The organism is Kitasatospora sp. NPDC023118 (assembly GCF_055560875.1).
The window spans coordinates 1-26,612 of the sequence record NZ_JBVHHW010000035.1; the positions used below are offsets into that span (position 1 = coordinate 1).

Below are 26,612 nucleotides of genomic sequence, written 5' to 3' on the forward strand. Positions count from 1 at the left end.
GCCCGGTTACATTCCGAACCCGGAAGCTAAGCCTCACAGCGCCGATGGTACTGCAGGGGGGACCCTGTGGGAGAGTAGGACGCCGCCGAACAATTTTTCAGAAAAGCCCCTGATCCATTCGGATCAGGGGCTTTTCGCATTTCCGTTGACGTATCGTCAGTGCATGGACGATCAGACAGCGGTCATTGCGAACAAGGTGCTCCGCCCCGGGCAGCGCGACGGCGCCCTGCGTGTTCTGGCGGAGGCCCAGGCGGTGGACGGCCGGGCCGCCGTGTCCGAGCAGGGCCGGCTCCGGCTGCGGAACGCCGAGACGCCCCGCCCGGGCGTCACCCACTTCATCGAGTCCGAGTCCCATTCCGAGGCCGAGTCCGAGGCCGCGTCCGAGAACGCAGCCGTCCTCGCCTACGGCCAGCTCGAAGTCCCGGAGAACCCGACCGCCAACCCCGCCGCCGAGCTGGTGGTCGACCCGGCCGCCCGAGGCCGCGGTCTGGCCCGTCCGCTGGTGGACGCCGTCCTCGCGGAGGCCCACCGGGCGGGCCGCGACGCGGTGGACTTCTGGGTACACGGCGGCCACCCGGCGGCCCGGCACCTGGCCGGCGCGTACGGCGCCGAGCTGGTCCGCGAGCTGCGGCAGATGCGCCGCACCGGCGCGCAGACCGAGGCCGTGCCCGTCCCCGAGGGCATCGAGCTCCGCACCTTCCGCCCGGGCGAGGACGACGCCGAGTGGCTGCGGCTGAACGCCCTGGCCTTCGCCCACCACCCGGAGCAGGGTTCCTGGACCGAGCAGGACCTGGCCGAGCGCCTCGCCGAGCCCTGGTTCGACCCGGCCGGCTTCTTCCTGGCCACCCGCGACGGCAAGGCGGTCGGCTTCCACTGGACCAAGGTGCACCCGGCCACCGCCACCGAGCCGGAGCTCGGCGAGGTGTACGTGGTCGGGGTGGACCCGGCCGAGCAGGGCAGCGGACTCGGCCGCGCGCTGACCGCGGCCGGCCTGCGTCACCTGACCGGCTCCGGAGCCGGCGAGCGTGGACTGGAAACCGTCCTTCTCTACGTCGACGCCGACAATCCGGCCGCCGTGCGGGTATATGAACGACTGGGATTCACCGTTCACGAGGTGGACCTCATGTACCGAGCCCAGTACCAGGCGAACCGGCGGGCCTAGCCGCCCGGTGCGGCCGGGCCGTCCCATCCGGACGACCCGGCCGCAGCGACCGGACGGCCGGGCCGTACCGAGCGGTCACGGGCGACGGGTGGAAAACGGCACCGCCCCTTGCCCCGACCGACTCAGCTTTCCTCCTGGTCATGCGGTGTTTACCGTGGATTCAATTGCTGCCGCGAAGATCACAGGATGAAGTCCGTAGTGTCTCGCTCGTGCAGAGTCGACCGCCATTCGCCGGCCGGTCCTGTACGGACCGCGCCCGGTGGCTGGGCACTGTCCCCGGAGGCCGCCGCCGCCCGGGGCGAGAACGACGGCCCGCAGAGCCATTCGCGTCCGGACGCCGTCCTGCTGCTGGAGGAGCTGGAGCCCATGAGCATCCCCCGCCCCGTCTCTGCCCCGCTGTCGCCGACGGCCCGGATGTCCGGTGCGCTGGGGGTTCCGCCGGAGCTGTCGACCACGGACGAGCAGGAGTCGGAAGCCTTGCCGCAGGGGCGCTTCCTGGACCGCGAACGCAGCTGGCTCGCGTTCAACGAGCGCGTCCTGGAGCTCGCCGAGGACCCGGGGATCCCGCTCCTCGAACGGGCGAAGTTCCTGGCGATCTTCGCCAGCAACCTGGACGAGTTCTTCATGGTCCGGGTGGCCGGGCTGAAGCGCCGGATCGCCACGGGCGTCGCCCAGCGCAGCGCCTCCGGCCTCCAGCCGCGCGAGGTGCTGGACCTGATCTGGACCCGCTCGCGCGAGCTGATGGCCCGGCACGCCGCCGCCTTCCAGCAGGAGGTGCTGCCGGATCTGGCCGCCGAGGGCATCGAGGTGGTCCGCTGGCCGGAGCTGGCCGAGAAGGAGCAGGCCCGGCTGCACACCCTGTTCCGGCAGAAGATCTTCCCGGTCCTGACACCGCTGGCCGTCGACCCGGCGCACCCCTTCCCGTACATATCGGGGCTCTCGCTCAACCTGGCCGTGGTCGTCCGCAACCCGGTGTCCGGGCACAAGCACTTCGCGCGCGTCAAGGTGCCGCAGTCGCTGGCCCGTTTCCTGGAGGCCTCGCCCCAGCGGTACGTCCCGCTGGAGGACGTCATGGGTGCGCACCTGGAGGAGCTCTTCCCGGGGATGGAGGTGCTGGCCCACCACGCCTTCCGCGTCACCCGCAACGAGGACCTGGAGGTGGAGGAGGACGACACCGAGAACATCCTCAAGGCCCTGGAGAAGGAGCTGATGCGGCGGCGCTTCGGCCCGCCGGTCCGGCTGGAGGTCGAGGAGTCGATCGACCCCTACATCCTGGATCTGCTGGTGCGGGAGCTGAACATCACCGAGGCGGAGGTCTTCCCGCTGCCCGGGCCGCTGGACCTGACCGGGCTGTTCGGGATCGCCGAGCTGGACCGCCCGGAGCTCAAGTACCCGAAGTTCGTGGCCGGTACGGCCCGCGGGCTGACGGACGTCGAGTCGGCCTCGCAGCCGGACATCTTCGCCGCGATGCGCGAGCGCGACGTCCTGCTGCACCACCCGTACGACAGCTTCTCCACCTCGGTGCAGGCCTTCCTGGAGCAGGCGGCCGCCGACCCGGACGTGCTGGCGATCAAGCAGACCCTGTACCGCACCTCGGGTGACTCGCCGATCGTGGACGCGCTGATCGACGCGGCCGAGTCCGGCAAGCAGGTGCTGGTCCTGGTCGAGATCAAGGCGCGCTTCGACGAGCAGGCCAACATCAAGTGGGCCCGCAAGCTGGAGGAGGCCGGCTGCCACGTGGTCTACGGCCTGGTCGGGCTGAAGACCCACTGCAAGCTGTCGCTGGTGGTCCGCCAGGAGGGCGACACCCTGCGCCGCTACTCGCACGTCGGCACCGGCAACTACCACCCGAAGACGGCCCGGCTGTACGAGGACCTCGGCCTGCTCACCTCCGACCCGCAGGTCGGCGCGGACCTCTCGGACCTGTTCAACCGGCTGTCCGGCTACTCGCGCCGCGAGTCCTACCGCCGCCTGCTGACCGCCCCGCGCGGCCTGCGGGACGGGCTGGTCTCGCGGATCCACAACGAGATAGCCCACCACCGGGCGGGCCGGCCCGCGTACGTGAAGATCAAGGCCAACTCGATCGTCGACGAGGCCGTGATCGACGCGCTGTACCGGGCCTCGCAGGCCGGGGTGCCGGTGGACGTCTGGGTGCGCGGCATCTGCGCGATCCGCCCCGGTGTGCCGGGGCTGAGCGAGAACATCCGGGTCCGCAGCATCCTGGGCCGCTTCCTGGAGCACTCCCGGATCTTCGTGTTCGCCAACAACGGCGATCAGGAGGTCTGGATCGGCAGCGCCGACATGATGCACCGCAACCTGGACCGCCGGATCGAGGCGCTCATGCGGATCACCGACCCGGCGCACCGCGCCGAGCTGTCCGGGCTGATCGATCTCGGGGTGTCGGACGAGACCGAGTCCTGGCACCTGGGACCGGACGGTGTCTGGACCCGCCGCTCGCAGGACGCCGAGGGCCGGCCGCTGAGGCACGTCCAGGACCTGCTCATCGACTCGCGTCAACGCCGCCGGGCCGCCACCTCGCGCTGACGCGTCCACTGATGCGAGCCGCCGGAGCAGTTCGGGCCTTCCGGGCCCCGAGGGGACCTGCTCCGGCGGTCGGCCACCAGCCCCGAGGGACGGCCCCGGGGGAACGGGGATCTACCACGCCATGACCGATGCGCCGATGACGGCCCAGGCGGCCTCCACCGCGACCGCCGGGGACATCCTTTCCCGCCAGCTCACCGCCCAGGCCGGAGCATTCCTGCGCGCCTTGCCGCTCGCGGTGGGCGAGGTCGGCGCCAGACCGGGTTCGGCCGCGGCCGTCCCGGCGGCAGGTACCGCCGACCTGCTGCGGGCCGTCCGGCGGGTAGGCGGGCTGCTGCACACCTTCGGCGCGGTCTTCGAGCAGGCCTGGGCGCAGGAGTCGCGCACCGAACTGCGCTGGCTGCTCAACCTGTTGGCACTGGAGCCCGGCTACGTCCGCCGCTCGGCCCGGCTGCTGGGCGCGCTGGACTCGCTGAGCGGCAGTGACCAGGAGGGCACCGGCATGCTGGCCGGGCACGCGGGCGCGCCCAAGGCGCGGGCGCTGCTGGACCGGCAGCTGACCCTGGCCCGGACCAGGGCGCACTCCACGGTGCTGCAGGAGCTCCGCTCGGCCCGGCTGCACGCGCTGGCGGACCGGATGACCCTGCTGGTCGGTGAGGCGCCGCTGCTGGAGACGGCCGGTGGCCGGGCGTCGGCGGTGCTGCTGCCGCAGGCGGCCGCCGCGTTCACCGCGCTGTCGGCGTGCGCCCAGCAGCTGCCGCTGCAGCGGGCCGCGACGCCGTACGGCGGGGACGGGCTGCGCCGGCTGGGCGCGGTGCCGTCGGTGCGCGGCGCGGCCGACGCGGACGCGGCCCTGGCGGCCGACGACGCGCCCTGGTCCCGGCTGAGGATCCTGGTGAAGCGGGCCCGGTACGCGCTGGAGGTGTGCGGCCGTCCGTCCTCCGAGCTGGACGAGCTGGACGCGGTGCTGGGCCGGCACCAGGAGGCGGCGGACGCCGCGGTGACCGCCGCCACCGCGGCGCGCACCCCGCGGATCACCCCCGCGACCGCGTACGTGCTGGGCGTGGTGCATGCTGATCAGCGGCTGGAGGTGGAGGCGGCGCGGTACGCCGTCGGCCGCCGGTGGCCCGACCTCCCACCCGGCCTGGACGGCTGGCTGGAGGTCCCCCCTGCCGAGGGCTGGGGGAATTCCCCCGCACCACGGACGGCCTGAATTGCGTGATCGCCTGAGCCCCGTACCGAGCCCGAGCACCGTACCGAGCCCGAGCACCGTGCCGAGCCCGAGCACCGTGCCGAGCCCGAGCACCGTGCCGAGCCCGAGCCCCGTACCGAGCCCGAGCACCGGGCGGGCAGCGGACACCCGCGCGACCGGGGCGGGCCGTGCCCCGGTGATCCTGGCGGCGGGCGCGGTGCTCTGGCTGCCCGGCCGGCCGAAGCCGAGCGGCAGGCTGGGGCGGCCGCGGATCGCGGTGATCCACCGTCCGAAGTACGACGACTGGAGCCTGCCGAAGGGCAAGCTCGACCTGGGCGAGGGGGTGGTCGGGGCGGCGCTGCGCGAGGTGTGGGAGGAGACCGGCTTCCGCTGCCTGCTCGGTCCGGAGCTGCCCACCCAGCACTACCTGGCGCAGGGCCGTCCGAAAGAGGTCCGGTACTGGGCGGCGGTGCCGACCAGCGGGTCCTTCCGCCCGAACCGGGAGGTGGACCGGCTGGAGTGGCTGCCGGCCGGGAAGGCCCGCGCCCGGCTGACCCACGACCGCGACCGGTTGCTGATCGACGCCCTGCTGGAGATCCTGGGCGCGAGGCCCGTACGGATGAGCGGGGAGCCAGCGGTGAAGGAACGGTGGAAGTGATCTACCCGCGCCCTTGCCGTGACGCAACCGTTACTACGTGACGTAGTTTCCTGTCATCCGTTCGAGGTTCACTCCCCGTTCACTTGCGACCGGCTGTCGTGTCACCTACCCGGCCTAACTTCGGGTCTACCGGAGGGCCGCACGGGCCCCGGACCACAGCAAAACCCGCCCTCGGCCGTGTCCGTACGGCCTGCGACGGGCAATGCCACAGAAAGGGACACCCCTGTGAAGCTCCAGCGGAACGGCCGCTCCAAGGCCCTCGCCATCGGTGCCATGGCGCTCGTCAGCTCGCTGTCGCTCGCCGCCTGCGGTTCGGACGACAACAGCACCACCAAGGCGTCCGGTGGCTCCAGCGGCGGCTCCACCGCGGCCTCCGCGGTCAACTGTGGCAAGGCCGGCACGCTGCTCGGCGCCGGTTCGACCGCGCAGGCCAACGCGATCGACGTGTGGAAGGCCAACTTCGGCGCCGCCTGCTCCGGCAGCACCGTCAACTACAGCGGCGGCGGCTCCGGCGCCGGTGTCCAGCAGTTCAACCAGGGCAAGGTCGCCTTCGCGGGCTCCGACTTCGCGCTGAAGCCCGCCGACGTCGACGCCTCCAAGGCCGTCTGCACCGGCGGCAAGGCCGTCGACCTGCCGATGGTCGCCGGCCTGGTCTCGCTGGTCTACAACGTCGACGGTGTCGACAACCTGGTCCTGGACGGCCCGACCGCCGCCAAGATCTTCGACTCGCAGATCACCAAGTGGAACGACCCGGCGATCGCCGCCCTGAACCCGGGCGCCAAGCTTCCGGACGCCGAGATCCAGTCGTTCCACCGCTCGGACGACTCCGGCACCACCTACAACCTGACCTCCTACTTCGCCAAGACCTCCGGTGGAGCCTGGAGCGCGGAGCCGAACAAGGCGTGGAAGGGCAAGGGCGGCCAGTCCGCCAACGGCAGCGCCGGTGTCTCCGCCCAGATCAAGCAGGTCAAGAACTCGATCGGCTACGCCGAGCTGTCCTTCGCCCAGATCAACAACCTGAAGAGCGCCAAGATCTCCACCGGTGCCGCTCAGCCCGTCGAGGCGACCGCCGCCAACGCCGCGCTCACCCTCTCGACCTCCACCGTCTCGGGCGCCGACGGCGACCTCGCCCTCTCCCTGGACTACGGCACCAAGGCCGACAACGCCTACCCGATCGTCCTGGTGACCTACGAGATCGCCTGCGACAAGGGCAACAAGGCCGAGACCCTCGACACCCTCAAGTCGTTCCTGACCTACACCATCAGCGACGGCGCCCAGAAGGCCATAGGCGACAAGGGCTACGTCCCGATGCCGGCCGCCATCGGCGACAAGGTCAAGACCGCCGTCGCGGCCCTGGCCTGACCCGACAGGACCACCGGTGGGACGGCCCCGTGAGCGAGGGGGCCGGGGCCGTCCCACCGGAACGCACCAACGACTCAGCACCAACGTCCGGGGCACCGCCGCCATGGTGCCGTCCCCCTTCCGGGGCGGCACCACCAGACCGGAGTAGACCAATGACTTCATCCTCCCCTGCCGCCCCGCGAGGCAGGGAACGCCGACCGCGTGACAGCCGCGTCGGCGACAAGATTTTCATGAACCTCGCCCGCGGCGCGGGCATCCTGCTGCTGGTCATCATGGCCGCGATCGCCGGCTTCCTGGCCTGGCGCTCGGGCCTGGCCCTCAGCAAGAACGACGGCAACTTCTTCACCACCTTCGAGTGGACGCCGGACGCCCCGAAGCCGGTCTTCGGCATCGCCGTCCTGGCCTTCGGCACCATCGTCAGCGCCCTCATCGCGATGGTGATCGCCGTTCCGGTGGCCATCGGGATCGCGCTGTTCATCTCGCACTACGCGCCGAGGCGGATCGCCCAGCCGTTCGCCTACCTGGTCGACCTGCTCGCCGCCGTCCCCAGCATCGTCTACGGCCTCTGGGGCGCGCTCTTCCTGGTCCCGCACATGGACGGTCTGACCAGCTGGCTGAACCAGTACCTGGGCTGGACGTACATCTTCGACCAGACCAAGACCGGCACCCCGCGCAACCTGTTCACCGTCGGCATCCTGCTGGCGATCATGGTCCTGCCGATCATCACCGCGGTCTCCCGCGAGGTGTTCCGCCAGGTGCCGCGGATGCACGAGGAGGCGGCGCTCGCGCTCGGCGCGACCCGCTGGGAGATGATCCGCACCGCGGTGCTGCCGTTCGGCCGCCCCGGCATCATCTCGGCCTCGATGCTCGGCCTCGGCCGCGCGCTCGGTGAGACCATCGCGGTCGCCGTGGTGCTCTCCGCCAACAACGTCCTGTCGCTGCACATCCTCGACGCGGGCGGCGGCACCTTCGCGCAGAACATCGCGCTGAAGTTCGCCGAGGCGGGCGACAACGGCCGCAACGCGCTGATGGCCTCCGGCCTCGTCCTGTTCGTCATCACCCTGCTGGTGAACGGTGCCGCGCGACTGATCATCGCCCGCCGCAAGGAGTACTCGGGGGCCAACGCATGACCACCGCAACGACCGTCCCCGCGGACGCCCGGCCGGTCAGCCGGACGCTGACCGCCAACCGGCTGCCCAAGTGGGCCCCGCCCGTCGTCGCCGTCGGCTCGATCGCCGTCGGCTGCGGGATCGGCGCCGTCGGCGGGCTGGAGAGCCACCTGCAGTGGGGTCTGATCTCGGCCCTGCTCTTCATGGTGGCCAGCTACCTGATCTCGGCCCAGGTCGAGGGCCGCCGCCAGGCCAAGGACCGGCTCGCCACCTCGGTGGTCTGGGTCGCCTTCATCCTGGCCGTCGTCCCGCTCGTCTCGCTGACCGTCTACACGGTCCAGCAGGGCATCGACGTGGTGGACGGGAACTTCCTGAGCCACTCGATGAAGGGCGTGATCCAGACCGGCCCCGGCGGCGGCATCTACCACGCGCTGATCGGTACCCTGCAGCAGGTCGGCCTGGCCACCGCGATGGCCGCCCCGCTCGGTCTGCTGACCGCCGTCTACCTGGTCGAGTACGGCCGCGGCCGGCTCGCCAAGGCCGTCACCTTCTTCGTCGACGTCATGACGGGCATCCCGTCCATCGTCGCCGGTCTGTTCGTCCTCTCGGTCTGGAACCTCGCGCTGGGCTTCGACTACTCCGGCTTCTCGGGCAGCCTCGCGCTGGCGATCCTGATGATCCCGGTCGTGGTCCGGTCCACCGAGGAGATGCTCAAGCTCGTCCCGAACGAGCTGCGCGAGGCCTCGTACGCACTCGGCGTGCCGAAGTGGAAGACCATCCTGCGGATCGTCCTCCCCACCGCGATCGGTGGCATCACCACCGGTGTGATGCTCGCGGTCGCCCGCATCACGGGTGAGACCGCCCCGGTGATGATGCTGGTGTTCGGCGCCGACGCCATCAACACCAACCCGTTCGACGGACCGCAGCAGTCCCTGCCGATGTACATCTGGCAGCAGTACTCGGTGGTCAACAACGACAACGGCTACGCCCGTGCCTGGGGTGCCGCGCTGGTGCTGATCGCCTTCGTGATGGGGCTCAACCTCATCGCCCGGGGCATCGCACGCTGGCGTTCGCCCAAGGGCGGACACTGACCGACCCACTGACGTACGAAGACAGACGAGAGAAGCAACGATCATGGCCAAGCGCATCGACGTCAGCGGACTGTCGGCCTACTACGGCACCACCATGGCCATCGAGGACATCTCGATGAGCATCGAACCCCGCTCGGTGACCGCCTTCATCGGCCCCTCCGGCTGCGGCAAGTCCACCTTCCTGCGCACCCTCAACCGGATGCACGAGGTGATCCCCGGCGCCCGGGTCGAGGGCAAGGTCCTCCTGGACGACGAGAACCTCTACGGCGCCAACGTCGACCCGGTCGCCGTACGCCGCTCGGTCGGCATGGTCTTCCAGCGTCCGAACCCGTTCCCGACCATGTCGATCTACGACAACGTGGTCGCCGGGCTCAAGCTCGCCGGCGTGCGCAAGAAGTCCGTCCTGGACGAGGTGGTGGAGCGCTCGCTGAAGGGCGCCAACCTCTGGAAGGAAGTCCACACCCGGCTGAACAAGCCGGGCGCCGGCCTCTCCGGCGGTCAGCAGCAGCGTCTGTGCATCGCCCGCGCGATCGCGGTCGAGCCGCAGGTCCTGCTGATGGACGAGCCCTGCTCCGCGCTCGACCCGATCTCCACCCTCGCCATCGAGGACCTGATCGGCGAGCTGAAGTCGCAGTTCACCATCGTCATCGTGACCCACAACATGCAGCAGGCGGCCCGCGTCAGCGACCGCACCGCCTTCTTCAACCTGGCGGGCATCGGCCAGCCGGGCAAGCTGATCGAGCTGGACGACACCCAGCGGATCTTCTCCAACCCGTCGGTCCAGGCGACCGAGGACTACATCTCCGGCCGCTTCGGCTAAGCCGGATCCCAGCTGTCCTGCGGTGCTGCATGGCGGTGCCGCCGCGGGGCATGAAGGAGGGCCCGCCCCCGAGATGTGGGGGCGGGCCCTGCTGTGTTGGTCGCCCGCTCGCCTCCGGGGCGCTCTGGCCCGGTGCCGACGGTCGGCGCTCGGTCGCTCCTTCGTCGCTCCGTCGCGGCTCGGGGCGGGGGGTCGCCCGCTCGTCGGCGGCCGTCCGGGGATCAGCCCCAGAACAGGTGCACGAACCAGTACATCAGCGCTGCGACGATGGCGGCCGCCGGCATCGTGATGAACCAGCCGAGCACGATGTTCTTCGCGACGCCCCAGCGCACCGCGCGGATCCGCTTGGTGGCCCCCGCACCCATGATCGCCGCGGTGATGACGTGGGTGGTGGAGATCGGCGCCTTGAAGACGAACGACGTGATGTACATGATCGCCGAGGAGGTGGCCTCGGCCGCGAAGCCCTGCGGCGGGTCCAGCTCGATGATCTTGCGGCCGAGGGTCCGCATGATCCGCCAGCCGCCCGCGTAGGTGCCCAGCGAGAGCATGGTCGCGCAGGAGATCTTCACCCAGACCGGGATGTCGCCGGTGGTCTGGTGACCGGAGATGGTGAGTGCCATGACCACGATGCCCATGGTCTTCTGCGCGTCCTGCAGGCCGTGCGCCAGCGCCATCGCGGCGGCCGAGGCGGTCTGGGCGACCCGGAAGTTGCGCTTGGCGCGGTGCGGGTTGGCCCGGCGGAAGATCCACAGGATCGCCAGCATCACCAGGAAGCCGCCGATCAGGCCGACCACCGGCGAGACGATCATCGGGATGACGATCTTGTCGAGGACCCCGCTCCAGATCACGCCGATCCCGCCGGCCAGCGCCGCGCCCACCATGCCGCCGAACAGCGCGTGCGAGGAGGAGGACGGCAGGCCGAAGTACCAGGTGGTCAGGTTCCAGGCGATCGCGCCGACCAGGGCGGCGAACAGGATCGCCATCCCCTGGTTGCCGGTGGGGGTCTCGATGATCCCCTTGGAGACGGTGTGCGCCACCCCGCTGCCCAGGAAGGCGCCGGCCAGGTTCATCACCGCGGCCATCGCGAGCGCGGCCCTGGGGGTGAGCGCCCGGGTGGAGACCGACGTGGCGATCGCGTTGGCCGAGTCGTGGAAGCCGTTGGTGTACGTGAAGAAGAACGCAACACCGATGACGGCGATGAGTGCTGCCATGTCCACGAGGGTCAGGACTCCTTGACCGCGATGGTCTCCACCGTGTTGGCGACGTGCTCGAACGCGTCCGCCGCCTCCTCAAGGACGTCCACGATCTGCTTGAGCTTGAGCACCTCGATGGCGTCGTACTGGCCGGAGAACAGGTGGGCGAGCAGCTTGCGGTGGATCTGGTCGGCCTGGTTCTCCAGCCGGTTGACCTCGATCCAGTACTCGGTGAGGTTCGACATGCTGCGCAGGTTCGGCATCGCCTCGGCGGTCAGCTCGGCGGCCCGGGCCAGCACCTCGATCTGCTGCTCGATGCCCTTCGGCAGGGTCTGGATGTCATAGAGGACGACCAGGTCGACGGCCTCCTCCATGAAGTCCATGATGTCGTCCAGCGACGAGGCCAGGCTGTAGATGTCCTCGCGGTCGAAGGGCGTGATGAAGGAGGAGTTCAACTGGTGGAACACCGCATGGGTGGTGTCGTCCCCGGCGTGCTCGGCGGCGCGCATGCGCTCGACGATCTCCGCGCGGGCCGACACGTCTGATCCCAGCAGTTCCAGCAGGAGCTTCGAGCCGACGACCAGGTTCTCCGCGGCGGCGGCGAACATGTCGTAGAAGCTCGTCTCCTTCGGGGTCAGGCTAAAACGCACGGAAATCTCCGATGTGCGGGGTAGGGACTGAACGATGCTAGGTGCAACCAAGCGCAATCGCGCAAACGGGGTGGCGGGGAAGGAGGCGGAACCTCCCCTTCCGTTCGGCTGCCGCACCGGCCGCCCCGGACCGCAGGCCGCGTGCGGACATGAGCATCAGTCTGACGGAACCTCGCCCGGATTGCCCCCGCCCTGCGCGCACGGGACCGGGGCGCCGCTCAGACGGGTGAACCGCGCGACGGCCCGTACCAGGCGCTTCGGCACATGCCGGGTGGGCCGTCGGAACACCATGGAAGGCCCCGGTGTTGGACACTGGTGGCCGACGCAGCCACCAGGCACAGAGACGAAGGCGGGCCGATGACCACGACGCAAGCGCGCACCGAGCCGGACCACGCGCACGGGACCGACCCCCAGGCCGGAACCCCCGCCGTACCCGCGGCCGCCGCAGGACATCACGGCGGGCACGGCCCGCACGGCTACAGCGCGCAGAAGGACGCCCACCTCAAGCGGCTGCGCCGGATCGAGGGGCAGATCCGCGGCCTCCAGCGCATGGTCGACGAGGACGTCTACTGCATCGACGTGCTCACCCAGGTCTCGGCCAGCACCAAGGCCCTGCAGTCCTTCGCGCTCTCGCTGCTGGAGGAGCACCTGCGGCACTGCGTCGCCGCGGCCGCCGAGCAGGGCGGCGTCGAGCTGGACGCCAAGGTCGCGGAGGCCTCGGCCGCGATCGGCCGACTGCTGCGCAGCTGAGCCGCCGGCCCCCGGCCGTCCGCTAGTCGCCCTCCCGCTGGCTTCCCTCCCGCTGGCCCTGGCCCGGGTCCACCCGGTCCAGCAGCACCTCGTCGATCCGCTCGGTCGGCAGCCGGTCACCGCTGCTGGCCGTCGCGGCGATCATCAGCTCGCCGGCCAGCTCGATCTCGTCGAGGGCCGCGTCGTCGTGGCCACCGCTGCGGCCGCCCGTGGACGACACCACCTGCACCACCCCTTCAGTGCCTCGCCAGCCCGGGCGGCAGCCACCCGACGTCCAGCCTAGGCACTCCGGGGCCCGTCCACATGGCACGGACGGGCCATCTCGGCGCCGCCGAAACGGGTGGCCGTCGCTCCCCGGACGGCCACCCGCTCCGGCGGCGCCCCGTCTCGCCCCGCAGCCGGAGCACTGCCCCGGCGGGGACCCAGGGCGTGTCGGACACGCCCTACTTCGGGCTCTCCGAGGGCTTCATCTGGTAGATGTCCGAGGCCGGCGGCTCGGCCGCCTCGATCGGCTTGCCGAAGTCCGACAGCGAGGTCGTCGAGGTCACCTTCACCTGGTCCTTGGCCTCCTTCGAGCCGGCCACCCCGGCGAAGGTGAACACCTCGACCACCTTGTGCAGCCGGCCCTGGTCGTCCAGCCAGGCGTCGTACGGGACCTCCTTGACGGTGAAGGTCTGCCCGCCCATCCGCAGGCCGTCGCCGCCCCGGCCGCCCGTCGCGTCGGCCGCCTTCGCCAGGTCCAGGGTGCCCCGGTAGTGGTGCAGCGAGGCCCCGTCGACGCTCTCGGTGCCGACCAGGTCCGCCTTCTGCACTCCGCGCAGCGCACCCGCCGCCGAGGCCGGGTCGGTGGCGCCGCTGCTGACCAGGTTGCCGTCCGGCAGCTGACGCACGTCCAGCTTGACCCACTTGCCCGCGGGCACCTTGGCGCCGCTGTTCTGCAGGTAGACGGTGCCCGGCAGGACCACCTCGACGATCTTCCCGGTGGTCGCCGCGCCCGGGGGCACCTGGACCTCCAGCCGGCCGATCCGCTTCACGTAGTCGTAGCCGCCGCTCCCGCTGAAGGAGGCCTTCTTGTCCACGGACTCGGTGAGCAGCTCGGTGGCGGTGTGCGCGGAACCGGTGCGTCCGGTGATGTCGGCGGCGTTGCGCACCGCCGTCAGCGGGTCGGCGGCCAGCTGGTCGGGGACGCTCGCCCCCTGGTCCGAGGAGCCGCCGCCGGAGTGGCCCGAGCACCCGGCGGCCCCCGCGGCCAGGACGGCGGCGAGCAGGGCGGCCCCGGCCGCCGAGCGCAGGTACGGCGCAGGACGGCGCGCTGGCCGCCCGGTTCGCTGCTGGTCGGTCATCTTCATCCTCGCGACAACCCCCTCGGGCCCGACTGCCCTGCCGGGACACCACCGGGTGGGCAGAGCTCTTTCCGGGCAAACGAGTTGAGCCGCGAAGGGTTACGGGGGCCGGCGGAGCCCGCGCGTCGCGCGCGGCTGCCCGGCGCGTTACGGTGAACCACGTGCACAGTGAGCTGCCGGCGTCCCCCGGCACCACCCGGATGCCCGAGCACCGGGTCGCGGTCAGCGAACGCGGCTCCTTCGCCTTCGCGACCTGCAGCTGCGGCTGGTACTCCGCGGCCCGCCGCTCGCGCGACCTGGCCCGCCGGGAGGGGGCCGGACACCTCGCCGAGTACGACGGCGGCGAGCCGGACTAGACCGGACCGGGCCGCTTCCCCGCGACGGGCTCCGGTGGGTTCCGGCGGGCCCTGGCAGGCTCCCGCGGCCCCTGTCGGACGCTCAGGCCGCGAGGTCCGACTCCGGCGGCTGCTCCTCGGCACGCACCGCCCCGCGACCGCGCCGACGGCCGCGCGGGGCCGCGCCGCGGGTCGAGCCGCCGCGCTCCGGCGCCCGGATTAGCGGGGCGACGGCCGTACGGCTCAGCGCGTGGCAGAACGGGACCAGCAGCGCCATCGCGATCGGCGCCAGCAGAAGCACCACGGCCACGGCGAGCGCGAAGCCGCCGATCACGTCGGTCGGGTAGTGGACGCCCATGAACATCCGGCAGAAGCCCTGCAGCAGGGCCAGGCCCCCGGCGATCCAGCCCAGCTTCCGGTTCACCAGGAACAGCGCCACCGCGACGGCCATCGTCATGGTCGAGTGGTCGCTGACGAAGGAGTGGGTGCCGGCCTTGCCGTCCACCAGCACCAGCAGCCCGGGATGGTCGACGAAGGGCCGCGGCCGGTTCACGATCGCGGCGATCGGCAGGTTGGCGAGCTCGGCGACGGCCACCGAGAGCGGCACCCAGAGCAGGCCCGCGATCGCCACCGGCGCGTCCACCCGGCGCCTGGCCTGCAGCCAGGCCACCAGCCCGAGCATGGCGAGGCCGATCAGGATGCCGTACTCGCCCACCCAGGAGACCAGGTGGTCCAGCCACTGCGGAGAGCGCCTGGCCAGGCCGTTGACGGCGTAGAGCAGGCCGAGGTCGGGGTTGGTCGTGTCGGCAAGCGGCGTCGACACGCCGCACCTCCTTCTGGTCCGCAGCAGCTGATCGTTCCGGCCGGGGCCCGCCCGGCGCGGAAAGCTGACGAGGGGCCACCGGATCCAACGTCATCGCCGGGGCACAGCGTTCCACGGAAACGCGCGGTTATGGAAACTTGACTCAGCGTCCACAGGGCACACACAGATCGACGGTCGGCTCACCCGCCCCCGACGGGTCGGCCCGGACCGGCCGGCGCGGGCGGGGCGGCGACGGCCGGGGCGGCGGCGGGCGCCGACGGGGCCGTCGTGCCGGGGCGGCTCGGGGCGTTGACCGCGCCGCTGTTGTTGCGGGTCGGCAGCGCCTGGGCGCCGTCCGAGGTGACCCGAGTCGCGCCGATGTACTCCCTGGTGTCGATCTTGTCGTAGCGGATCACCGCATTGGTGTGCGGCGCGTTGATCATGTAGCCGCCGCCGACGTAGATCCCGACGTGGTGGATGCTGCGCGGATCGCCCAGGTCCGTAGCGAAGAACACCAGGTCCCCCGGCCGCAGCTGATCGCGCGACGGGTGCGGACCGGCGTACCACTGGTCGTTGGCCACCCGGGGCAGGGTGATGCCCACGCTGGCGTACGCGGCCTGGGTGAGCCCGGAGCAGTCGAACTGCCCGTTCTGCGAGGGCAGTCCCTCACCGCCCCACATGTACGGCGTACCGAGCTTGGTCTGCGCGAAGTAGATCGCGGCCGCCGACTGCGCGGACACCTCCACCGGCGCGGTCGGCGCGGTGAAACTGCGGGCCATCGCCTGGATGTTCCGCACGTAGCCCTGGGTCTCCTTGTACGGCGGAATGCCCCTGTTCTTCGTCACCGCGTACGGGCCAGCGTTGTAGGCGGCCAGCATGTTGGCCTGCGGGTCGCCCGGTACACCGGCGACGTCCTTGGCGAGCGCGCAGTCGTAGACCGCCGCCGTGGCGATCGCGTCGTACGGGTTCCAGACGTCCTTCTTGCCGTCTCCGTCACCGTCCGTGGCGTACACCGGCCAGGTGTCCGGCATGAACTGCGCCATTCCCTGCGCCCCGACGCCGGATTGTGCCTTGGGGTCGAAACCGCTTTCCTGGTACAGCTGCGCCGCGAGCATCGGCGGGGAGATCTCCGGGCAGAACGATCCCCACTTCTGGATCGCGTCCTGGTAGGCGGTCGGAACGGTTCCCGGAGAGAGGACGGAACGATTCGCCGACTGCTGCGGCGTCCCACTCGCCGCATAGGTTCCCATCGTCACCAGACCGATGAACCCGAACGCGACAACTCCCGCAGCGGCGGCGGCCGTACCGGCCTTCCGGAGTACCATCAGCACCATCCCGACGAATCGTCAGTCGAAGTGTCCCGGAAGGCGTTGCTCACCGCAATCATCAGAGATACAAAGAGTGAGCGCTATCCTTCGTACGGTGGACATCCTCGCGTACGTGTCCGGTGCCTCACGACCAATCCGCGAGAAGTAGCCAAGTCGACATCAGATCTGGCCAAGAATAGGCACCGACCCTTCGCGCGGGCGGGGTCAGGGCCCTTGAATTTGCCTGATCGGGCGGTGAGATGGAAATGAACCTGAGCAGCGTGCACACCTATGCGGTCGGCCACCTGGCCGAGGACCCACCCAAGAAGCCGAGTATCGACACCATCATCGGCGGAATCGCCCCGGACTGGGGGCCGTTCGCGAGCCTCGGGTCGGAGGCCCGGGTGATGGTCGAGGTCATCATGGCCGTCGCCATCCTCGTCTGCCTCGGCATCGCGGTCTGGGGTGCCGCCAAACAGCGGATCGGTGCGACGGCGATGCGTGACAGCTTCGGCGCCGAACAGGGCAAGGGGCTGATCATTGCCGGGCTGACCGGCGTGTTCATCATTGGATCACTCGGCACTCTGTTCACCATTGTCTACGGCATGGCGGTCTGACGATCAGACTGCAGTGACCCGGCCCGCCTGAGGACAGGTTCCCACCCGCACCTCCCCAGTGGCCGACCCGCCCAGGAGTCCACCCCCGTTCCCACCCGCCGTCCGCGCCCGCTCCCGGACGGAGGGCCCCCGGAGCCGCCCCGGCTCCCCGCACCAGGAGGGCCGCCGTGCCGTTGTCCGACGACCAGCCGCACACCCGTACGCGGCTGCCGGTCGGCGAACAGCCCTCCTCCCCGCCGACCCTCGGTCAGTCACGCCCGCTGCGCGCCCTGCTGACCGTCCTCGTGGTCGTCACCCTGCTCGTGGTGGCCATCTCCATCGCCAACCGTGGCAAGTCCGACCCCGGCAGCAGCAGCGGCGGCTCCGCCGACCGCGCCGCCCCCAGCGCCCCCGCCGGCGCCGGCCCGGCCCCCAGCGGCGACCAGCCCGTCGGCACCACCGTCAACGGCATCGCCTCCGGCTTCCCGCACACCGAACAGGGCGCCCAGTCCGCCGCCACCAACTACGCGGTGGCGGTCGGCTCCGCGGACATGTTCCGCGCCGACAGCCGCCACGGCATCATCGCCACGATCGCCGACCCGGGAGCGGTGGGCGCGCTGCAGAGCCGGCTGGACCAGGGCTTCTCGCCGGAGACGGCGGCCCGCTACGGCCTCGACGCCCAGGGCCGGGCCCCCAAGGGCCTCACGTTCGTCAGCCGCACCGTCCCGGTCGGCACCAAGTCGACGGGCTACAACGACGCGGACGCCAAGGTCGAGGTGTGGTGCACCGGCCTCACCGGCCTGGCCGGCGAACACTCCGCCCAGCCGGTGACCGCGAACTGGTTCACCCTCACGCTCTCGCTCCACTGGGCGGGCAGCGACTGGAAGCTCACCGATTTCGCCAGCAGGCAGGGCCCCGCGCCGATGCCCGGAGACCAGCAGGCCGCCACCGCCGAGGAGATCACCGGCGCCGTCCAGCAGTTCGGGGGGTTCCGCTATGCCCGTTGACCAGACCACACGCCGTTCCACCGCACGCCGCGCGGGCGCGGTGGCCGGTTTGTTGGCCACGATCCAGGTGGCGGCGATGCTGGCGGCCCAGCGGGTGTTCGCCGAGCCGTCGCCGACCGCCACGCCCACCTGCCAGAAAGTCGATCTTCCGATCCCGGGCAGCGATGCCGGATGCGCTCCCAACGGAGCGGTCGTCATCCCCGGGAGCGGCACCGTCAACAACGTGACCGATCCGCTCGGCTCGCTCGCCAAGGGCTGCGCCCAGGCGGCGGCCTGGGTGGTGCGGAAGCTGTCGGGGGCGATCGACGGGACGACGCAGGTGGACTTCACCAATGCGTCGTTCCTGCAGCAGTACGCCGTGGTGTTCGCGGTGTCGACGGTGATCACGCTGGTGCTGTGGCTGCTGGCGGTGACCAAGCGGGCGGTGCGGGGGGCGCCGCTGACGACGGCGATCTCGGAGGCGATCGGCTTCCTGTGGCTGACCGTGGTGGCCTCCGCGTTCACGCCGCTGATCCTGTTCACCGTGGTGAGCGTGACGGACGGGCTGACCAAGGCGATCGCGGTCGGGACGAAGTCGGACACCGGGACGTACCTGGGCGGGTTCGCCGACACCCTGGAGAAGGGGGACGTCGGCGGCGGCCCGCTGATCCTGGTCATGGTGTCGCTGGTCGCGGTGCTGGCGGCGGCGGTGCTCTGGATCGAGCTGGTGATCCGGGCGGCGATGCTCTACGTGGGCGCGCTGCTGGGGACGGCGGTGTACGCGGGGCTGGTGGACCGGCAGTTGTGGAAGCACGTGCGCCGGTGGGCGGGGATGATGCTGGCGGTGGACCTGGCGAAGCCGATCATCGTGATCATCCTGGGCCTGGCGGGCGCGGTGGCGACCGGCGCCGGGGCCAACGACGACTTCTCCCGGGTGCTGTCCGGGTTGGCGATCCTGTTCCTGTCGATCTTCGCGAGCGCCGCGGTGTACCGCTTCGTCCCGTCCTTCGGTGACGAGATGCTGAACATGCGTCGGGCCCGGGCCAGCGCGGTGCAGGCCGGCTCGGCGATGATCAACGGCACCGCGAACCTGATGAAGCAGGGCATCACCACCCACGGCGACCGCGGTCCACAGGCGGCCGGCTCGGGTGGCGGGGGTGCGGGCGGCGGTTCGGTCGCGCCGGGCATCGCCGCGCACGCCGGCCGGACGCCGGCCCCACCGCCGCAGGCCGGGCCGCCGCAGGCCCCGGTTCCGATCCGCGACAGCAATCCAGCGAAGGGAGGGTGACGGGTAAGTGAGCAGCGAACCACTCGGCCAGTACGGTGCCCAGTACGCCCAGCCGTACGTGCACCAGCGCCGCACCTACCTGATCGGCAAGGCCCGCCCGAATGCGGTGATCGGCCGGAACCGGGAGTCCGGCGAGATCATACTGATCATCTTCGGGGCGTTCCTCGGGATGCTCTGGGGCCTCTTGATGCCGATCCTGCCGCTGCGGATCGCCGGTCTGATCGGCCTGCCCCTGCTGGCCATCGCGGCGGTCTACGTGCCGTACCGCAAGCGGACGTTCTACAGGTGGGTGGAGATCAACCGCACCTACCGTCGGACGACCCGCAGCGGGCGCGGGCTGTGGCGGTCGGACGCGATGGACGCGGGCACCCGGATGGACGGCCGCGAGGTGGAGATCGGTCCGCCGCCCGGGGTGGGGCGGCTGCGCTGGCTGACCGCGCCGTTCGGGCCGGACGAGGTCGGGGTGCTGATGCACCTGGAGCGGCGGACGGTGACGGCCGCGATCGAGATCGAGGGCCCGGGCGTGGGCCTGCGCGACTCGGAGGACCAGGAGGCGCTGGTCGACCGCTTCGGCACGCTGCTGAAGCACGTCGCCAACGGGGACGGCTTCGTGACCCGGCTGCAGATCCTGGCCCGTACCCTGCCGGCCGACCCGGACGCGCACGCCAAGGACGTGGAGCGGCGCGGCGACCACGACGCCCCGCGCTGGCTGAAGGAGTCGTACGACCAGCTGCAGTCGATGGTGTCGACCTCCTCGGAGCAGCACCGGGCGTACCTGGTGGCCTGCATGCACTACACCCGCGACCTGGCCGCCGAGGCGCACGCGATGGGGCGCAGTGCCTATGAGAAGCGTGCCGCCGGCGGCCCGTCCCGGGACGACGACGGGCTGGCGGCCGTGATGGCCCGCGAGCTGACCGACATCTGCGCCCGGCTGGCCGAGGCCGACATCCGGGTGCGCCAGCCGCTGGGGCAGGCCCGGCTCTCCTCGCTGCTGCACTCGATGTACGACCCGGACCACCCGATCGACCACATCCAGGCGATGTCCCGGCGCAACGCCTGGCCAGCCGAGCTGGACGCGACCCACCCGCAGTACCTGAGTGCGAAGACCCGCGAGTCGGCGACCCGGGAGCCGTGGTGCCACGCCACCGCGTGGATCAAGGAGTGGCCGCTCACTCCGGTGGGCGTCAACTTCCTGGCGCCGCTGCTGGTGCACACCCCGGACGTGATCCGCACGGTCGCGGTGACGATGGACCTGGAGCCCACCGACGTCGCTATCGAGCGGATGCTGACCGAGAAGACCAACGACGAGGCGGAGGCCAGCCGCGCGGCCAAGATGAACCGCACGGTCGACCCGCGTGACCTGGCCCACACAGGCCGGGTGGACCAGCGCGGTGACGACCTGGCCTCCGGCGCGGCCGGGGTGAACCTGGTCGGCTACATCACGGTCTCCTCGCGCAACCCCGAGGCGCTGGCCCGCGACAAGCGGACCATCCGGGCCTCGGCCGGCAAGAGCTACCTCAAGCTGGAGTGGTGCGACCGCGAGCACCACCGGGCCTTCGTCAACACCCTGCCGTTCGCCACCGGCATCCGCCGCTGACCGCGGCGCCCGTCCCCACCCGTACCGCGACCGTCCACCCCTACCGCTGGCACCAGGAGGCCGCCCATGGCGATCGGCAACCTCACCGACGCGTTCACCAGCCTGATGTTCGGCAAGGTGGAGACCACCCGGCTGCCGGTGCGCACCTCCACCGGCCAGGCGCAGGCGGTCTACCTGCCCACCGCCGCGCCGGGGTTGGGCGACTCGGGCGTGATCATCGGGCGCGAGGTGTACAGCGGCAAGGGGTACGTGTACGACCCCTTCCAGCTGTACGGGCAGCAGCTTCCGGCCCCGCACTGGCTGGTGCTGGGCGAGTCCGGCAACGGCAAGTCGGCGCTGGAGAAGACCTACGTGCTGCGGCAGTTGAGGTTCCGCGACCGGCAGATCGTGGTGCTCGACGCGCAGGGCGAGGACGGCGTCGGCGAGTGGAACCTGATCGCCAACGCGCTGGGCATAAAGTCGATCCGGCTGGACCCGATGGCGGCCCGGGACGGCGGGGTGAAACTCAATCCGCTGGACCCGGCGATCACCCAGACCGGCCAGCTGTCGTTGCTGCGCACCATCGTCGAGGTGGCGATGGGGCGCGGTCTGGAGGAGCGGGCCGGGTTCGCGCTGAAGGCCGCGCACGCCCATGTGGTGGCCTCGGTGAAGGATCGTCAGCCGGTGCTGGACGACATCATCGACACCCTGCGCAACCCCGACCTGTCGTCGGTGGAGTCGCTGGGCGTGGCGGTGGACGAGGTGCAGTCCTGGGGCCTGGACGTGGCGCTGGTGCTGGACCGGCTGGTCGACGGTGACCTGCGCGGCATGTTCGACGGGTCGACCACCGAGGGCATCGACCTGGACGCGCCGCTGATCGTCTTCGACCTCTCGCACATCGACCGCAACTCGATCGCGATGCCGATCCTGATGGCGATCGTCGGGGTGTGGCTGGAGCACACGTGGATCCGGCCGGACCGGAAGAAGCGCATCTTCCTGGTCGAGGAGGCCTGGCACATCATCAACAGCCCGTTCGTGGCCCAGCTGTTCCAGCGGCTGCTGAAGTTCGGCCGCCGGCTCGGCCTGTCCTTCGTCGCGGTGGTCCACCACCTGTCGGACGTGGTGGACGGCGCCGCGGCCAAGGAGGCCTCGGCGATCCTGAAGATGGCCTCCACCCGGACGATCTACATGCAGAAGGCCGAGGAGGCGCGGGCCACCGGCCGGGTGCTGGGTCTGCCGCGCTGGGCGGTGGAGATCATCCCGACCCTCTCGCCCGGCATCGCGGTCTGGGACGTCAACGGCAACGTCCAGGTGGTCAAGCACATCATCACCGAGACCGAGCGGCCGCTGGTGTACACCGACCGCGCGATGACCGAGGACGCGGTGGCCGAACGGGTGCGGGCCGAGCGGCAGTTGGCGGCCGAGCCGGGGGTGTGAGCGGCGCCCCGGCCGGGGGGCCGGGGGCGGCTTCTCCGTAGTCCGCGCACCACGGGGACGGCGACGGTTCGTCAGCAGGTAATCGTCTTGTTACGTCAGACGTCCTGACAGCTACGCGCGTTGACTCTAGGCTGCACACGCACAACACATGCCCGAACGCCGGTGCTGTCCGCCGCCGGCGCTCCTCCAAGGTGCAGGGGACCCCTCATGCTCACCGTCAGATCACGACGGACGGCGCTCGCCGTTGTCGCCGCCGCAGGTCTGTTCGGCACGGTGGCCGTGCCGACGGCCGCCCAGGCCGCCGACGCCAATGCCAAGCGTCACAAGACCGTCAACCTCCAGCTGCTGGCGATCAACGACTTCCACGGCAACCTGGAGCCCCCGGCCGGGTCCTCCGGCACGATCAAGGAGGTCGACCCGGCCACCGGCCAGGTCGTCTCGACCCCGGCCGGCGGCATCGAGTATCTGGCCACCGAACTGCGCCAGGCCCGGATCCCGGCCGACGACTCGATCACCGTCGCGGCCGGCGACATCGTCGGGGCCAGCCCGCTCACCTCGGCGCTGTTCCACGACGAGCCGACCATCGAGGCGATGGACAAGCTCGGCCTGGACGTCACCTCCGTGGGCAACCACGAGTTCGACCAGGGCGCTGCGGAGCTGCTGCGCAAGCAGGAGGGCGGCTGCCACCCGACGGACGGCTGCTACGAGCCCGGCCGCACCTTCAAGGGCGCCAACTTCAACTACCTGTCGGCCAACGTCACCGACGAGCAGACCGGCAAGCCGCTGCTGCCCCCGTACTGGGTGACCAAGTCGCAGGGCGTGAAGATCGGCTTCATCGGCGTCACCCTGGAGGGCACGCCGAACATCGTGACCGCCGAGGGCGTCAAGGGTCTGAAGTTCGCCAACGAGGTCACCACGATCAACAAGTACGCCGCGGAGCTGAAGTCCAAGGGCGTCAACTCGATCGTCGCGCTGATCCACGAGGGCGGCTACCCGGCCAGCAGCGTCTACAACTACGGCTGCGGCCCGGCCGGCCAGGGCGTTTCCGGCCCGATCGTCGACATCGCCAAGAAGATCGACCCGTCGGTCGGCGCCATCATCACCGGCCACACCCACAACTCGTACGCCTGCACCATCCCCGACCCCAACGGCGTGCCGCGCTCGGTGACCAGTGCCGCCTCCTTCGGCCGGCTGTTCACCGAGATCGACATGAAGCTGGACAAGACCACCGGCGAGATCGTGCGCCCCTCGGTCAAGGCCGAGAACCACGTGGTGCGCCGCACGGTCGAGAAGGCCCCGGACATGACGGCGCTGATCGACCACTACGCCAAGCTTGCCGCCCCGATCGCCAACCGGCCGATCGGCTACATCACCTCGGACATCAACGGCCGCGGCAGCGGCGACCTGGAGAAGCCGCTCGGCGACGTGATCGCCGACGCGCAGCTGGAGGGGCTCGCCCCGGGCCCCAAGGGCGGGGCCCAGGTCGCCTTCATGAACCCCGGCGGCATCCGCTCCGACCTGGTCTACAAGGCCTCGGGGAGTGAGGGCGACGGCGTGGTGACCTATGGCGAGGCGTTCACCGTCCAGCCGTTCACCAACATGATGCAGGTCAAGACGCTGACCGGCGCCCAGCTGATCCAGCTGCTCCAGCAGCAGGTCAGCGGCCTCAACGACGCCGCGCCGAAGGTGCTCCAGGCGTCCTCGAACCTGCACTACACCCTGGACATGCGCAAGACCGGCGCGGACCGGGTCCTCGTCGACTCGATCCGCCTGAACGGCGCGCCGGTCGACCCGGCCGGCAAGTACCGGGTCGCGGCCAACGAGTTCCTGGCCGGCGGCGGCGACGGCTTCCCGGCCTTCGCGGCCGGCACCGACAAGCTCGTCGGCGTCTCCGACCTGGACGTCTTCACGGCCTACCTGGCGGCCCACAGCTCGGCGGCCTCGCCGCTGAAGCCGCCGGCGCAGGACCGGATCAAGGTCCTCGGCCCGGGCAGTGACATCGACTGACCGTGAGCCGGACATGAGGACGGGCGGGGCGCTGTCGGGGCGCCCCGCCCGTCCTTCGTCACTCCGGGGTGGGGCCGCCGGGCAGCCGTACGGTGGCCAGCGCGCCCGGTCCGCCGTCCTCGGCCGGGCCGAGGGTGACCTCCCCGCCCGCCTCCCGCACGCTCTGCGCGACGATCGACAACCCCAGGCCGGAGCCGGGCAGTTGGCGCGAGGAGGGGGAGCGCCAGAACCGGTCGAAGACGTACTGGAGCTCGTCCGGCGGGATGCCGGGGCCGTGGTCGCGGACGGTCAACACGCCCTGCTGCAGCCGCACTTCGATGGTCCCGCCGGGCGGGCTGTACTTGACCGCGTTGTCCAGCAGGTTGATCACGGCCCGCTCCAGACCGGCCGCGTCGCCGTGCACGAACCAGGGCTCGGTGGTCGTCTCGAAGGCCAGCCCGGGGCCACGGAGTTTCGCCCGCTCGACGGCCCGGCCGACGATCTCGTGCAGGGCGACCACGGTGAGGCTGGGGCCGGCCTTCGGGGTGTCGGGGCGGGAGAGCTGGAGCAGGTCGCCGATCAGGACGGTGAGTTCCTGCATCTGCGCCTTCATGTTGCCGAGCAGCTTGGTCTTGGTCGCCGGGGGCAGCGGGCGGCCGGTGTCGTTGCTGCGGATCAGCAGGTCGACGTTGGTGCGCAGGGAGGTGAGCGGCGTCCGGAGCTCGTGGCCCGCGTCGGCGATCAGCCGGGTCTGGCGCTCGCGGGAGTTGGCGAGGGCGGTGCTCATGGAGTTGAAGGAGGTGGACAGGCGGGCGATCTCGTCGTCCCCGTGCACCGGGATGGTGGTGCCGACCTCCTCGGTGCGGGCGATGTGCTCGACGGCGTCGGTGAGCCGGTCGACGGGCTTGAGCGAGGAGTGGGCCACCAGGCGTCCGGCGACGGCGGCCAGGAGGATGCCGCCGAGGGAGACGGCGCCGAGGAGGATGGCGAGGCCCTGGAGGGAGTCCTCGACGGACTGGGTGGGGGTGGCGACCATCACCAGCACAGGGCCGATGGAGTGGTTCGGGAACGTGGAGATGCGGACGACGGCGGGATCGCCGTTGGTGTACGTGCCGTCACGGATGATCGACTGGCCGGGCTTGAGGTGGTATGCCGCATCGTCGCTCGGCTTGAGTGTGATGGCTCGGCCCGCGCGCTCCGGGAAGCAGACCTGGCCGGTGTTCGCCAGAACGAACTGGACATCCCTGAGTACGGGACCGTTGCTCTCGGTCGGGGAGGAGCCCTGAGGCGTCAGAGCTGCCGCAGGCGAGGAGGCGCAGTACACCGTAGCGGGGACCCGGGGCTGTGGAGCGTTGAGCAGGTCCGTCCGGACCTGGTCGTACAGCTGCTTCTCCACGATGAACCAGCACGCCAGCGCCGACATGGCGATGGCGACCGCCACCGCGGCCGCGCTCAGGAAGGTGAGGCGGCCGCGCAGCGAGCGGGAGCGGAGCCAGTGGACGACGCGCTTGCGGCGGCCGGGCGCGCGGGGCGGAGCCAGGGGTGGAGGCGGAACCGTGCTCACGCGCTCGTGCCGGCGGCCGGGCGCAGGGCGTAGCCGACGCCTCGTACGGTCTGGATGAGGCGCGGCATGCCGCCCTGCTCGGTCTTGCGGCGCAGGTACATCACGTACACGTCCAGGGAGTTGGAGGAGGGCTCGAAGTCGAAGCCCCAGACCGCCTTGAGGATCTGCTCGCGGGTGAGGACCTGGCGGGGGTGGGAGAGGAACATCTCCAGCAGCATGAACTCGGTGCGGGTGAGTTCGACCGGCTTGCCGGCGCGGGTGACCTCGCGGGTGGCGGTGTTCATCCGCAGGTCGGCGAAGGCGAGCACCTCGCTCTCGTCCTCGGCGGCGGCGCGGGCGGCGGCCTCGGCGGCGAGGGCGTTGCGGCGCAGCAGGGCGCGGACGCGGGCGAGCAGTTCGTCGAGTTCGAAGGGCTTGGCGAGGTAGTCGTCGGCGCCGACGTCGAGGCCGGTGACGCGGTCGCCGACGGCGTCACGGGCGGTGAGCATCAGCACCGGGACGGTGTCGCCGCGGGAGCGCATCCGGCGGACGGCGGTGAGGCCGTCCATCCGGGGCATCATGATGTCCAGCAGGACGAGGTCGGGCTTGTCGCGTTCGACGGACTCCAGTGCCTCGTAGCCGTCGGTGGCGGTGGCGACCTCGTAGCCCTCGAAGGCGAGACTGCTCTCCAGGGCGTCCCGGAGGGCGGGTTCGTCGTCGACCACGAGGAGCCGGGCGGAGGGGTGGCCGGCCTCGGTGGGGGTGCGGTCGTCGGCGGACGGGGTCATGGGCTGGTGCCCTTTCTCGTCGGGTGGAGGGCCTGCTGGGAGCAATTGTCCGCCTCGCGGACTCTTACCGGCTCTTACGGATTGTGGCTCACAGGCT

24 protein-coding genes and 1 rRNA gene are annotated in these 26,612 nt (G+C 71.0%); 17 read left to right on the forward strand and 8 right to left on the reverse strand.

The genetic code is table 11. The features are described 5' to 3' along the window. The 9 genes from rrf to pstB form a co-directional block, all read left to right on the forward strand. Window positions 1-91: ribosomal RNA gene (rrf, locus tag ACZ3UD_RS31985) — 5S ribosomal RNA — on the forward strand; the annotation flags it as partial. 72 nt (window positions 92-163) lie between these two features. Beyond that, complete coding sequence (gene mshD / locus ACZ3UD_RS31990) at window positions 164-1,162, forward strand: mycothiol synthase (protein WP_465595595.1); 999 nt, start codon at window positions 164-166, stop codon at window positions 1,160-1,162. A 186-nt stretch (window positions 1,163-1,348) separates the two neighbouring features. Further along, window positions 1,349-3,706 carry an RNA degradosome polyphosphate kinase gene (locus ACZ3UD_RS31995; RefSeq protein ID WP_465595598.1) on the forward strand — a complete coding sequence of 786 codons (2,358 nt, stop codon included), beginning with the start codon at window positions 1,349-1,351 and terminating at the stop codon, window positions 3,704-3,706. A gap of 121 nt (window positions 3,707-3,827) precedes the next feature. Next, a complete protein-coding gene (locus tag ACZ3UD_RS32000; protein WP_465595601.1) occupies window positions 3,828-4,916 on the forward strand; it encodes a CHAD domain-containing protein in 1,089 nt (362 codons plus the stop codon). A 58-nt stretch (window positions 4,917-4,974) separates the two neighbouring features. Then, window positions 4,975-5,553 carry an NUDIX hydrolase gene (locus tag ACZ3UD_RS32005; RefSeq protein WP_465595604.1) on the forward strand — a complete coding sequence of 193 codons (579 nt, stop codon included), beginning with the start codon at window positions 4,975-4,977 and terminating at the stop codon, window positions 5,551-5,553. A 225-nt stretch (window positions 5,554-5,778) separates the two neighbouring features. Beyond that, on the forward strand, window positions 5,779-6,915 hold the full coding sequence (gene pstS / locus ACZ3UD_RS32010; protein ID WP_465595607.1) for a phosphate ABC transporter substrate-binding protein PstS: 1,137 nt from the start codon (window positions 5,779-5,781) through the stop codon (window positions 6,913-6,915). A gap of 152 nt (window positions 6,916-7,067) precedes the next feature. Further along, window positions 7,068-8,045, forward strand: coding sequence for a phosphate ABC transporter permease subunit PstC (pstC, locus tag ACZ3UD_RS32015; protein WP_465595610.1), 978 nt, complete (start codon window positions 7,068-7,070; stop codon window positions 8,043-8,045). After that, entirely contained in the window at window positions 8,042-9,115 is a 1,074-nt protein-coding gene (pstA, locus tag ACZ3UD_RS32020) for a phosphate ABC transporter permease PstA (RefSeq protein ID WP_465595613.1), read from the forward strand. Before pstC ends, pstA begins: the two co-directional genes overlap by 4 nt. Before the next feature lie 43 nt (window positions 9,116-9,158). Next, entirely contained in the window at window positions 9,159-9,935 is a 777-nt protein-coding gene (pstB, locus tag ACZ3UD_RS32025; protein ID WP_465595616.1) for a phosphate ABC transporter ATP-binding protein PstB, read from the forward strand. A 221-nt stretch (window positions 9,936-10,156) separates the two neighbouring features. On the opposite strand, the gene ACZ3UD_RS32030 is transcribed toward pstB, so the two are convergent. Together ACZ3UD_RS32030 and ACZ3UD_RS32035 are read right to left on the reverse strand one after the other, a co-directional pair. Next, window positions 10,157-11,152, reverse strand: a complete 996-nt coding sequence (locus ACZ3UD_RS32030; protein WP_465595619.1) for an inorganic phosphate transporter — start codon at window positions 11,150-11,152, stop codon at window positions 10,157-10,159. A 5-nt stretch (window positions 11,153-11,157) separates the two neighbouring features. Beyond that, a complete protein-coding gene (locus ACZ3UD_RS32035) occupies window positions 11,158-11,778 on the reverse strand; it encodes a DUF47 domain-containing protein (RefSeq protein WP_031064133.1) in 621 nt (206 codons plus the stop codon). 357 nt (window positions 11,779-12,135) lie between these two features. Here ACZ3UD_RS32035 and ACZ3UD_RS32040 point away from each other — a divergent pair, with 357 nt between their 5' ends. Next, complete coding sequence (locus ACZ3UD_RS32040; protein WP_387624893.1) at window positions 12,136-12,528, forward strand: metal-sensitive transcriptional regulator; 393 nt, start codon at window positions 12,136-12,138, stop codon at window positions 12,526-12,528. A 22-nt stretch (window positions 12,529-12,550) separates the two neighbouring features. Here the strand turns inward: ACZ3UD_RS32040 and ACZ3UD_RS32045 are convergent, their stop codons facing one another. Further along, window positions 12,551-12,751 carry a hypothetical protein gene (locus tag ACZ3UD_RS32045; RefSeq protein WP_465595623.1) on the reverse strand — a complete coding sequence of 67 codons (201 nt, stop codon included), beginning with the start codon at window positions 12,749-12,751 and terminating at the stop codon, window positions 12,551-12,553. 220 nt (window positions 12,752-12,971) lie between these two features. Beyond that, window positions 12,972-13,871, reverse strand: coding sequence for an SCO4651 family lipoprotein (locus tag ACZ3UD_RS32050; RefSeq protein WP_465595626.1), 900 nt, complete (start codon window positions 13,869-13,871; stop codon window positions 12,972-12,974). A 161-nt stretch (window positions 13,872-14,032) separates the two neighbouring features. Here ACZ3UD_RS32050 and ACZ3UD_RS32055 point away from each other — a divergent pair, with 161 nt between their 5' ends. Further along, on the forward strand, window positions 14,033-14,227 hold the full coding sequence (locus ACZ3UD_RS32055; RefSeq protein WP_465595629.1) for a hypothetical protein: 195 nt from the start codon (window positions 14,033-14,035) through the stop codon (window positions 14,225-14,227). Between the two features lie 82 nt (window positions 14,228-14,309). Here ACZ3UD_RS32055 and ACZ3UD_RS32060 read toward each other — a convergent pair whose 3' ends face one another. Further along, window positions 14,310-15,029 carry a phosphatase PAP2 family protein gene (locus ACZ3UD_RS32060; RefSeq protein ID WP_465595632.1) on the reverse strand — a complete coding sequence of 240 codons (720 nt, stop codon included), beginning with the start codon at window positions 15,027-15,029 and terminating at the stop codon, window positions 14,310-14,312. A 179-nt stretch (window positions 15,030-15,208) separates the two neighbouring features. Further along, the gene (locus ACZ3UD_RS32065; protein WP_465595635.1) at window positions 15,209-16,333 is read right to left on the reverse strand and encodes a C40 family peptidase; all 1,125 of its coding nucleotides are present in this window, start codon (window positions 16,331-16,333) and stop codon (window positions 15,209-15,211) included. 248 nt (window positions 16,334-16,581) lie between these two features. On the opposite strand from ACZ3UD_RS32065, the gene ACZ3UD_RS32070 reads away from it, so the two are divergent. From ACZ3UD_RS32070 to ACZ3UD_RS32095, 6 genes are all read left to right on the forward strand, one after another. Continuing rightward, window positions 16,582-16,932 carry a hypothetical protein gene (locus tag ACZ3UD_RS32070; RefSeq protein ID WP_465595638.1) on the forward strand — a complete coding sequence of 117 codons (351 nt, stop codon included), beginning with the start codon at window positions 16,582-16,584 and terminating at the stop codon, window positions 16,930-16,932. Between the two features lie 167 nt (window positions 16,933-17,099). Continuing rightward, complete coding sequence (locus ACZ3UD_RS32075; protein WP_465595641.1) at window positions 17,100-17,918, forward strand: hypothetical protein; 819 nt, start codon at window positions 17,100-17,102, stop codon at window positions 17,916-17,918. Then, on the forward strand, window positions 17,908-19,185 hold the full coding sequence (locus tag ACZ3UD_RS32080; protein ID WP_465595643.1) for a hypothetical protein: 1,278 nt from the start codon (window positions 17,908-17,910) through the stop codon (window positions 19,183-19,185). Before ACZ3UD_RS32075 ends, ACZ3UD_RS32080 begins: the two co-directional genes overlap by 11 nt. Before the next feature lie 7 nt (window positions 19,186-19,192). Next, window positions 19,193-20,782 (forward strand): SCO6880 family protein, encoded by a 1,590-nt coding sequence (locus ACZ3UD_RS32085; protein WP_465595645.1) that lies wholly within the window; start codon window positions 19,193-19,195, stop codon window positions 20,780-20,782. A 66-nt stretch (window positions 20,783-20,848) separates the two neighbouring features. Continuing rightward, window positions 20,849-22,198, forward strand: a complete 1,350-nt coding sequence (locus ACZ3UD_RS32090) for an ATP-binding protein (protein WP_465595649.1) — start codon at window positions 20,849-20,851, stop codon at window positions 22,196-22,198. A gap of 207 nt (window positions 22,199-22,405) precedes the next feature. Next, window positions 22,406-24,205, forward strand: a complete 1,800-nt coding sequence (locus ACZ3UD_RS32095) for a bifunctional metallophosphatase/5'-nucleotidase (RefSeq protein ID WP_465595652.1) — start codon at window positions 22,406-22,408, stop codon at window positions 24,203-24,205. Window positions 24,206-24,263: 58 nt separating this feature from the next. Here the strand turns inward: ACZ3UD_RS32095 and ACZ3UD_RS32100 are convergent, their stop codons facing one another. Together ACZ3UD_RS32100 and ACZ3UD_RS32105 are read right to left on the reverse strand one after the other, a co-directional pair. Beyond that, window positions 24,264-25,748, reverse strand: coding sequence for a sensor histidine kinase (locus ACZ3UD_RS32100; protein ID WP_465595655.1), 1,485 nt, complete (start codon window positions 25,746-25,748; stop codon window positions 24,264-24,266). Next, window positions 25,745-26,515, reverse strand: a complete 771-nt coding sequence (locus tag ACZ3UD_RS32105; protein ID WP_465595658.1) for a response regulator transcription factor — start codon at window positions 26,513-26,515, stop codon at window positions 25,745-25,747. The genes ACZ3UD_RS32100 and ACZ3UD_RS32105 overlap by 4 nt, the downstream gene beginning before the upstream one ends. Window positions 26,516-26,612 lie beyond the last annotated feature (97 nt).

What these genes read in the sequence shown, in the direction of transcription:
- ACZ3UD_RS32000 (WP_465595601.1), top strand. Translation starts at nt 3,828, where the DNA reads ATGACCGATGCGCCGATGACGGCCCAGGCGGCCTCCACCGCGACCGCC.
- ACZ3UD_RS32080 (WP_465595643.1), top strand. Translation starts at nt 17,908, where the DNA reads ATGCCCGTTGACCAGACCACACGCCGTTCCACCGCACGCCGCGCGGGC.
- ACZ3UD_RS32105 (WP_465595658.1), bottom strand. Translation starts at nt 26,515, where the DNA reads ATGACCCCGTCCGCCGACGACCGCACCCCCACCGAGGCCGGCCACCCC.
- pstA (WP_465595613.1), top strand. Translation starts at nt 8,042, where the DNA reads ATGACCACCGCAACGACCGTCCCCGCGGACGCCCGGCCGGTCAGCCGG.
- mshD (WP_465595595.1), top strand. Translation starts at nt 164, where the DNA reads ATGGACGATCAGACAGCGGTCATTGCGAACAAGGTGCTCCGCCCCGGG.
- ACZ3UD_RS32050 (WP_465595626.1), bottom strand. Translation starts at nt 13,871, where the DNA reads ATGACCGACCAGCAGCGAACCGGGCGGCCAGCGCGCCGTCCTGCGCCG.
- ACZ3UD_RS32065 (WP_465595635.1), bottom strand. Translation starts at nt 16,333, where the DNA reads ATGGTACTCCGGAAGGCCGGTACGGCCGCCGCCGCTGCGGGAGTTGTC.
- pstC (WP_465595610.1), top strand. Translation starts at nt 7,068, where the DNA reads ATGACTTCATCCTCCCCTGCCGCCCCGCGAGGCAGGGAACGCCGACCG.
- ACZ3UD_RS32095 (WP_465595652.1), top strand. Translation starts at nt 22,406, where the DNA reads ATGCTCACCGTCAGATCACGACGGACGGCGCTCGCCGTTGTCGCCGCC.
- ACZ3UD_RS32040 (WP_387624893.1), top strand. Translation starts at nt 12,136, where the DNA reads ATGACCACGACGCAAGCGCGCACCGAGCCGGACCACGCGCACGGGACC.
- ACZ3UD_RS32070 (WP_465595638.1), top strand. Translation starts at nt 16,582, where the DNA reads ATGAACCTGAGCAGCGTGCACACCTATGCGGTCGGCCACCTGGCCGAG.
- ACZ3UD_RS32090 (WP_465595649.1), top strand. Translation starts at nt 20,849, where the DNA reads ATGGCGATCGGCAACCTCACCGACGCGTTCACCAGCCTGATGTTCGGC.
- ACZ3UD_RS31995 (WP_465595598.1), top strand. Translation starts at nt 1,349, where the DNA reads ATGAAGTCCGTAGTGTCTCGCTCGTGCAGAGTCGACCGCCATTCGCCG.
- pstB (WP_465595616.1), top strand. Translation starts at nt 9,159, where the DNA reads ATGGCCAAGCGCATCGACGTCAGCGGACTGTCGGCCTACTACGGCACC.